The organism is Bacteroides xylanisolvens XB1A, assembly GCF_000210075.1.
In the GTDB taxonomy this organism is placed as follows: Bacteria; Bacteroidota; Bacteroidia; order Bacteroidales; family Bacteroidaceae; genus Bacteroides; species Bacteroides xylanisolvens.
This window is the reverse complement of record NC_021017.1, coordinates 4,689,784-4,697,457: the sequence shown is the minus strand read 5'-3', so window position 1 is coordinate 4,697,457 and position 7,674 is coordinate 4,689,784. Positions and strand designations below refer to the sequence as shown.

The window sequence follows — 7,674 nt, the reverse complement described above, 5'->3', positions numbered from 1 at the left end:
TATATAATTAAGCCCTTTCAGGGCACCCCCAATAAATATATAATTGTAAGAACCGATAAATTCTTATTTAACCGATAAATTCTTATTTAACCGATAAATTCTCATTTAACCGATAAATTCCCATTTATATAAATAAAGATTAACCAAAAACAATTATATCATGGATAGAAGAAAGTTTTTAAAAAACACAGGCTGGTCTTTCCTCGGACTGGCAGCTTCGGGCAGCTTGCTCGGTTCTTGCGCAGCAGGAAGCAAAGAGGCTAAGAAAATTATGCCATCAGCCAGCAACCTCAAAATGTATTGGGGCGACTTACACAACCACTGTAACATCACATACGGACACGGCGACATGCGCGATGCTTTTGAAGCAGCGAAAGGACAATTGGATTTTGTTAGTGTTACTCCTCATGCTATGTGGCCGGATATTCCCGGAGCAGATGATCCCCGCCTGAAATGGGTAATCGATTACCACACGGGAGCTTTCAAGCGTTTGCGTGAAGGCGGTTATGAGAAGTATGTAAAAATGACAAATGAGTATAACAAGGAAGGTGAATTCCTGACTTTTGTAGGATACGAAGCTCATAGCATGGAACATGGAGATCATGTTGCGCTGAACTATGATTTGGACGCACCACTTGTAGAATGTACTTCAATCGAGGACTGGAAAGAAAAAGCAAAAGGACATAAGGTATTCGTTACCCCGCACCACATGGGTTATCAAGGTGGGTATCGCGGTTACAACTGGAAATGCTTTACCGAAGGAGATATTACTCCATTCGTAGAAATGTATTCCCGTCACGGTCTGGCAGAAAGCGATCAGGGAGACTACCCCTATTTGCATGATATGGGACCACGCCAATGGGAAGGAACCATTCAATATGGTCTTGAATTGGGCAATAAGTTTGGTATCATGGCTTCCACCGACCAACATTCCGGTTATCCGGGAAGCTATGGTGACGGACGCATCGGTGTTTTGGCTCCGTCACTGACTCGCGATGCCATTTGGGAAGCTCTACGTACCCGTCATGTATGTGCCGCAACCGGTGATAAGATTATTATCGACTTCCGCCTCAACGATGCTTTCATGGGTGATGTAGTTCGCGGTAACAGCCGTCGTATCTATCTGAATGTCACAGGTGAAAGCTGTATCGACTACGTAGATATTGTAAAGAACGGGCAGATTTTAGCTCGTATGAACGGTCCGTTGACTCCCGTTGCTCCGGAAGGTGATACGGTACGTTGCAAAGTTAAAGTTGATTTTGGTTGGAATCGTGAAGAGAAATACGTACATTGGCAGGGCAAACTGTCGGTAGACAAAGGACAGATTCATAGTGTAACTCCTTGTTTCCGTGGCGCAGCATTCACTTCTCCGCAAGAAGGTGAAACAGAATTCCACACACATGTCAACCGTATTGTATCCGTTGGCGACAAGGAAACCGAACTGGATATGTACAGCAGCAAGAATCCGAATACGACTACAGCAGCCATGCAAGCTGTAATCCTTGATGTGGAAATGCCAAAAAACGGTAAGGTCATTGCCGAATTCAATGGCAAGAAGTTTGAACATACGTTGGGCGAATTGCTTGAAGGTTCACGTTCACACTTCATGATCGGTTGGTTGAGCGAGGCTATTCTCTTCAATCGTGCCATGCCGGAAAGCTGTTTCACTCTGGAACATTACATGGAAGATAAAGAGCCGCAGCGAGATACGGATTACTACTATGTGCGCGTTCGCCAACGTGACGGACAATGGGCTTGGAGTTCACCGATTTGGGCGGAAAGAGTGTAGTTTTTAAGTATTAAGTATTAAGTATTAACGTGGTATGGAGAAAGAATACGCTATAGGAATTGACCTTGGCGGAACTTCAGTAAAATACGCCCTTATTGATAATGAAGGCGTATTTTACTTTCAAGGGAAGTTACCGTCGAAAGCCGATGTATCAGCAGAAGCTGTCATCGGACAGTTGGTTACTGCTATCAATGAAGTGAAAGCCTTTGCACAGGAAAAAGACTACAAAATTGATGGTATAGGAATCGGAACACCGGGCATTGTGGATTGTACGAACCGTATTGTTTTAGGAGGTGCGGAAAATATCAACGGCTGGGAAAACATTCACTTGGCAGACCGCATTGAAACGGAAACCGGACTTCCGGCTTTATTGGGAAATGATGCCAATCTGATGGGACTGGGAGAAACAATGTACGGAGCCGGTCAGGGAGCCACTCATGTTGTTTTCTTGACGGTAGGAACGGGTATTGGCGGTGCAGTAGTCATCGACGGCAAATTGTTCAACGGTTATGCCAACCGGGGAACGGAACTGGGACACGTACCTCTCATTGCCAATGGCGAACCGTGTGCTTGCGGTTCTGTCGGCTGTCTGGAACACTATGCTTCCACTTCTGCTTTGGTACGCCGCTTCAGTCAACGAATAATAGACGCAGGTATCTCCTACCCGAATGAAGAGATTAACGGAGAATTGATTGTCCGTCTTTATAAACAAGGGGATCCGATTGCAAAAATATCACTGGAAGAACACTGTGACTTTTTGGGACACGGAATTGCAGGCTTTATCAATATCTTCAGTCCGCAAAAGATTGTGATTGGTGGAGGGCTCTCCGAAGCAGGAGACTTTTACATTCAGAAAGTAAGCGAAAAAGCACGTAGTTATGCCATCCCCGACTGTGCTGTGAATACTCAAATCATAGCTGCCGCTCTTGGAAACAAGGCCGGAAGTATTGGAGCTGCGTCACTTGTATTTACTCAATTATCTGCTCCAAACCTGATTAAATTATGAAAAAGAATTTAGGAATGTTGGCGCTGATTATGGCGTTCTGGTTCACCATTTCGTTTATTACTAATATTCTGGGACCACTTATTCCGGATATTATCCACAACTTCAATCTAAGTGACCTGGCGATGGCGGGATTTATCCCGACCTCTTTCTTCCTGGCATACGCCATCATGTCTATCCCTGCCGGATTACTGATTGACCGTTTCGGTGAAAAGCCGGTATTATTCGGTGGCTTCCTGATGCCGTTTATCGGCACCATCCTGTTTGCCTGTATGCATACGTATCCGATGTTATTAGCTTCTTCTTTCATCATCGGATTAGGAATGGCCATGTTGCAAACTGTATTGAATCCGCTCCAGCGTACTGTAGGAGGAGAAGAAAACTATGCATTTATAGCCGAACTGGCACAATTCATGTTTGGCATCGCTTCTTTCCTAAGTCCTCTGGTATATACTTATCTGATTCGTGAACTTGACCCGGCAACCTATACAGCCGGGAAAGGTTTCTTTATCGACTTGTTGGCCGATATCACCCCACGAGAAATGCCGTGGGTATCTCTTTACTGGGTATTTACCATCCTGTTGTTAGTCATGCTGATTGCCGTTGGTGTCTCCCGCTTTCCCAAGATCGAATTGAAAGAAGATGAGAAAAGCGGGTCCAAAGATTCATATCTGGCTTTGTTCAAACAGAAATATGTATGGTTGTTTTTCCTGGGGATTTTCTGCTACGTAAGCACGGAACAGGGAACTTCTATCTTTATGAGCACCTTCCTGGAACAATACCACGGAGTCAATCCGCAAACTGATGGTGCGCAAGCCGTGAGCTATTTCTGGGGATTGATGACAGCCGGCTGTCTCGTAGGTATGATTCTACTCAAGTTGATTGACAGCAAGCGATTGCTGCAAATCTCCGGAATCCTGACCATCATCCTATTATTATCGGCATTATTCGGAAGCAAGGAAGTAGCTATGATCGCTTTCCCTGCTGTCGGATTTAGTATTTCCATGATGTATTCCATCGTATTCTCATTGGCTTTGAACTCTGCTTCACAGCATCACGGTTCATTCGCCGGTATTTTATGTTCGGCAATCGTCGGTGGTGCCGGTGGTCCGATGATTGTGAGTACGCTGGCAGATGCAACATCCCTCCGCACAGGTATGCTATTTATCCTTGTTTTCGTAGGATACATCACCTTTATCGGTTTTTGGGCATGCCCACTGATTAATAACAAGACCGTTCGTCTGAAAGACTTGTTCAAAAACAACGTTGAACGCTGAACAACAAACGACGAATAAAAAAATGCAAAGTTATATGATGAAACAACGAATATCTATTTTTCTCTTGTTCACCATTCTGCTATCCGCCAACGGGTATGCGCAAAAAGGAATCATGCGCCTGACTCAACAGACTTTGATGCATGAGGTACGCGAAACGCCTTCACCACTGGACGGGCAGCATATCACGGTCAATCCTCCTCGTTTCATGTGGCCGGACAAATTTCCTCACTTGGGTGCCGTATTGGACGGAGTGGAAGAAGAAGACTACAAACCGGAAGTGACTTACCGCATCCGGATTGCACGCGACCCGGAATTCAAATCGGAAGTGATAACCGCTGAAAGGAAATGGGCCTTTTTCAACCCATTCAAACTGTTTGAAAAAGGAAAATGGTATTGGCAATATGCCTACGTTGACAAGGATGGAAAAGAAGAATGGTCGCCCGTTTCTCATTTTTATATAGACGGGCATATACGTACATTCAACCCGCCTTCTCTACAAGAGGTGTTAGCCAAATTACCCAAGACGCATCCCCGTATCTTGCTTGATGCCAAAGATTGGGACAATATCATCGAACGGAATAAAAACAATCCGGAAGCACAGGCTTACATCCGGAAAGCCGATAAATGTCTGAATCACCCGCTGAAACATTTGGAAGAAGAAATTGATACGACCCAGGTTGTCAAGCTGACAAACATCGTTCAATATCGTTCCGCTCTGATTCGGGAAAGTCGTAAGATTGTAGACCGTGAAGAAGCGAATATCGAAGCCATGGTACGTGCTTACTTGCTAACGAAAGACGAGGTATACTACAAAGAAGGTATAAAGCGTCTTTCCGAAATTCTTTCATGGAAACACAGTAAGTACTTTGCGGGAGATTTCAACCGTTCCACCATTCTGTCTATGAGTACTTCCGCGTATGACGCATGGTACAACCTGCTGACTCCGGATGAAAAGAAACTACTCTTAAGAACGATTCGTGAAAATGGAAAGAAATTCTATCATGAATATGTCAATCACTTAGAAAACCGTATTGCTGATAACCATGTTTGGCAAATGACTTTCCGTATCCTGAATATGGCTGCATTTGCTACGTATGGCGAACTGCCGATGGCTTCCACTTGGGTGGATTATTGCTACAATGAATGGGTATCCCGTCTGCCGGGCCTCAACACGGATGGAGGTTGGCACAATGGCGATTCTTATTTTCAGGTCAATCTCCGCACATTGATTGAAGTTCCTGCTTTTTATTCCCGTATCAGCGGATTCGATTTCTTTGCTGACCCGTGGTATAACAACAATGCGTTTTACGTCATCTATCAACAGCCTCCATTCTCGAAATCCGCCGGGCAAGGAAACTCACATGAAAGTAAGCTGAAGCCAAACGGTACACGAGTAGGGTATGCAGATGCCTTGGCACGCGAATGTAACAATCCATGGGCAGCCGCTTATGTACGTACTATTTTGCAGAAAGAACCGGATATTATGGAAAAGACTTTCCTCGGAAAATCCGGAGACCTGACCTGGTATCGCTGTACAACAAAGAAAGCGCTCCCCAAAGAGGGTCCTACTCTTGCAGAATTACCGATGGCAAAAGTATTCAATGAAACGGGAATCGGTACGATGAATACTTCTTTGGGAGACATAGATAAGAATGCAATGCTGTCGTTCCGTTCCAGTTCCTACGGTTCCACTTCCCATGCACTAGCCAACCAGAATGCTTTCAATACATTCTACGGAGGTAAAGCCATTTTTTACAGTAGCGGACATCGCACTGGTTTTACAGACGATCATTGTATGTATTCTTACCGTAATACTCGTGCGCACAACAGTATTTTGGTGAATGGAATGACGCAGAAGATCGGGACGGAAGGATATGGCTGGATTCCACGGTGGTATGAAGGAGAGAAAATCGCTTACATGGTAGGAGACGCTTCCAATGCTTATGGTAAAGTGACCTCTCCTCTATGGTTGAAACGTGGCGAATTATCCGGTACACAATATACGCCCGAAAAAGGATGGGATGAAAACAAATTGGATATGTTCCGTCGTCATATCATCCAATTGGGAACTACCGGAGTTTTTGTGATTTATGATGAATTGGAAGGAAAAGAAGCCGTAACATGGAGTTATCTTTTACATACCGTAGAACTGCCTATGGAAATACAGGAACTGACGGATGAAGTGAAAGTTATTGGTAAGAATAAAGCCGGAGGTGTTTCTGTTGCCCATCTTTTCAGTTCGGCAAAAACGGAACAAGCGATGGTAGATACTTTCTTCTGTGCGCCAACCAACTGGAAAAATGTGACGAACGCACAAGGGAAAACGTTGAAATATCCTAATCACTGGCATTTCTCTTCTACAACAGTTCCGTGTAAAACCGCCCGTTTCCTGACAGTGATGGATACGCATGGAAAGAACCGCCCGGATATGCAGGTAGTTCGCAAAGGTAATACCATTCAGGTAGGCGACTGGACTATTACTTGTAACCTGACAGAAAAAGGGAAAGCTGCCATCTATGTAAGCAATAAAACGGAAAAGGTTTCTTTAAACTATGATGCCGGTAAAAAGGAAGGTGCAACGATAGTCACAGATCAGGTAAAAGGCAAACAGGTTACTAAAGTCCTGACAGACTATTTACCGGATTTTGAGATTTAATTTCTCCCCGCTTTAGATGAAGAAACATATACTCCTATAAAAACGTTATATTTGCAGAGTAAAATTAAATAAAGAAGTAACCATGAAATATATCGGAGCACATGTAAGCGCGTCCGGGGGCGTAGAGTTCGCCCCCGTTAATGCGCATGAAATAGGAGCAAATGCTTTTGCGTTATTCACCAAGAATCAACGCCAATGGGTAAGCAAACCTTTAACAGAAGAAAGTATCAGCCTCTTTAAAGAGAATTGCGAGAAATACGGTTTTCAGCCGGAATATATCCTGCCACATGACAGTTATCTAATCAACCTGGGACACCCGGAAGAAGAGGGACTTCAAAAAAGCCGTGCCGCTTTTCTGGATGAAATGCAACGTTGCGAACAGCTTGGATTGAGACTTTTAAATTTCCATCCCGGCAGTTCTCTCAACAAAATTTCAATAGAGGATTGCCTGTCGCTCATCGCAGAAAGTATTAATATCGCTTTAGAAAAAACAAGTGGCGTAACAGCCGTTATTGAGAACACTGCCGGACAAGGAAGTAATCTAGGAAGCGAATTCTGGCAACTGAAATATATCATCGACCGGGTAAACGACAAGAGCCGGGTGGGTGTTTGCCTCGACACCTGCCATACTTATACGGCTGGTTATGATATTGTCAATGAATACGATAAGGTATTTGATGAGTTTGACAAGGAAGTGGGATTCAATTACCTTCGAGGTATGCACTTGAATGATTCAAAAAAAGCACTGGGCACCCATGTAGACCGTCACGATAGTATTGGTGAAGGATTGATCGGAAAAGCATTTTTTGAAAGATTGATGCAAGATTCCAGATTCGATAATATGCCGTTGATACTAGAAACGCCGGATGAAAGTAAATGGAAAGAAGAAATTGCATGGTTAAAGAGCATGGAATAATGTTTTCACCACAGAGGACACGGAGGACACAAA

At 44.1% G+C, this 7,674-nt stretch carries 5 protein-coding genes; all 5 read left to right on the top strand.

All coding sequences use genetic code 11. The features are described from left to right. The first annotated feature begins 160 nt into the window (after positions 1–160). The 5 genes from BXY_RS18070 to nfo all read left to right on the top strand — a co-directional run bounded on the left by BXY_RS18070 (position 161) and on the right by nfo (position 7,641). A complete protein-coding gene (locus BXY_RS18070; RefSeq protein ID WP_009040736.1) occupies positions 161–1,789 on the top strand; it encodes a PHP domain-containing protein in 1,629 nt (542 codons plus the stop codon). 34 nt (positions 1,790–1,823) lie between these two features. Continuing rightward, positions 1,824–2,795: an ROK family protein gene (locus tag BXY_RS18065; RefSeq protein WP_015532595.1), complete on the top strand. Its 972-nt coding sequence runs from the start codon at positions 1,824–1,826 to the stop codon at positions 2,793–2,795. Next, positions 2,792–4,069, top strand: coding sequence for a sugar MFS transporter (locus tag BXY_RS18060; RefSeq protein WP_015532594.1), 1,278 nt, complete (start codon positions 2,792–2,794; stop codon positions 4,067–4,069). Before BXY_RS18065 ends, BXY_RS18060 begins: the two co-directional genes overlap by 4 nt. 34 nt (positions 4,070–4,103) lie before the next feature. Continuing rightward, positions 4,104–6,725, top strand: coding sequence for a DUF4962 domain-containing protein (locus BXY_RS18055; RefSeq protein WP_008643021.1), 2,622 nt, complete (start codon positions 4,104–4,106; stop codon positions 6,723–6,725). A gap of 82 nt (positions 6,726–6,807) precedes the next feature. Further along, complete coding sequence (nfo, locus tag BXY_RS18050; RefSeq protein ID WP_008643019.1) at positions 6,808–7,641, top strand: deoxyribonuclease IV; 834 nt, start codon at positions 6,808–6,810, stop codon at positions 7,639–7,641. Positions 7,642–7,674: the final 33 nt, after the last annotated feature.

Bases quoted from the DNA above. Each gene is read 5' to 3' on its own strand.
- BXY_RS18055 (WP_008643021.1), top strand. From the start codon at position 4,104: ATGATGAAACAACGAATATCTATTTTTCTCTTGTTCACCATTCTGCTA.
- BXY_RS18065 (WP_015532595.1), top strand. From the start codon at position 1,824: ATGGAGAAAGAATACGCTATAGGAATTGACCTTGGCGGAACTTCAGTA.
- BXY_RS18060 (WP_015532594.1), top strand. From the start codon at position 2,792: ATGAAAAAGAATTTAGGAATGTTGGCGCTGATTATGGCGTTCTGGTTC.
- BXY_RS18070 (WP_009040736.1), top strand. From the start codon at position 161: ATGGATAGAAGAAAGTTTTTAAAAAACACAGGCTGGTCTTTCCTCGGA.
- nfo (WP_008643019.1), top strand. From the start codon at position 6,808: ATGAAATATATCGGAGCACATGTAAGCGCGTCCGGGGGCGTAGAGTTC.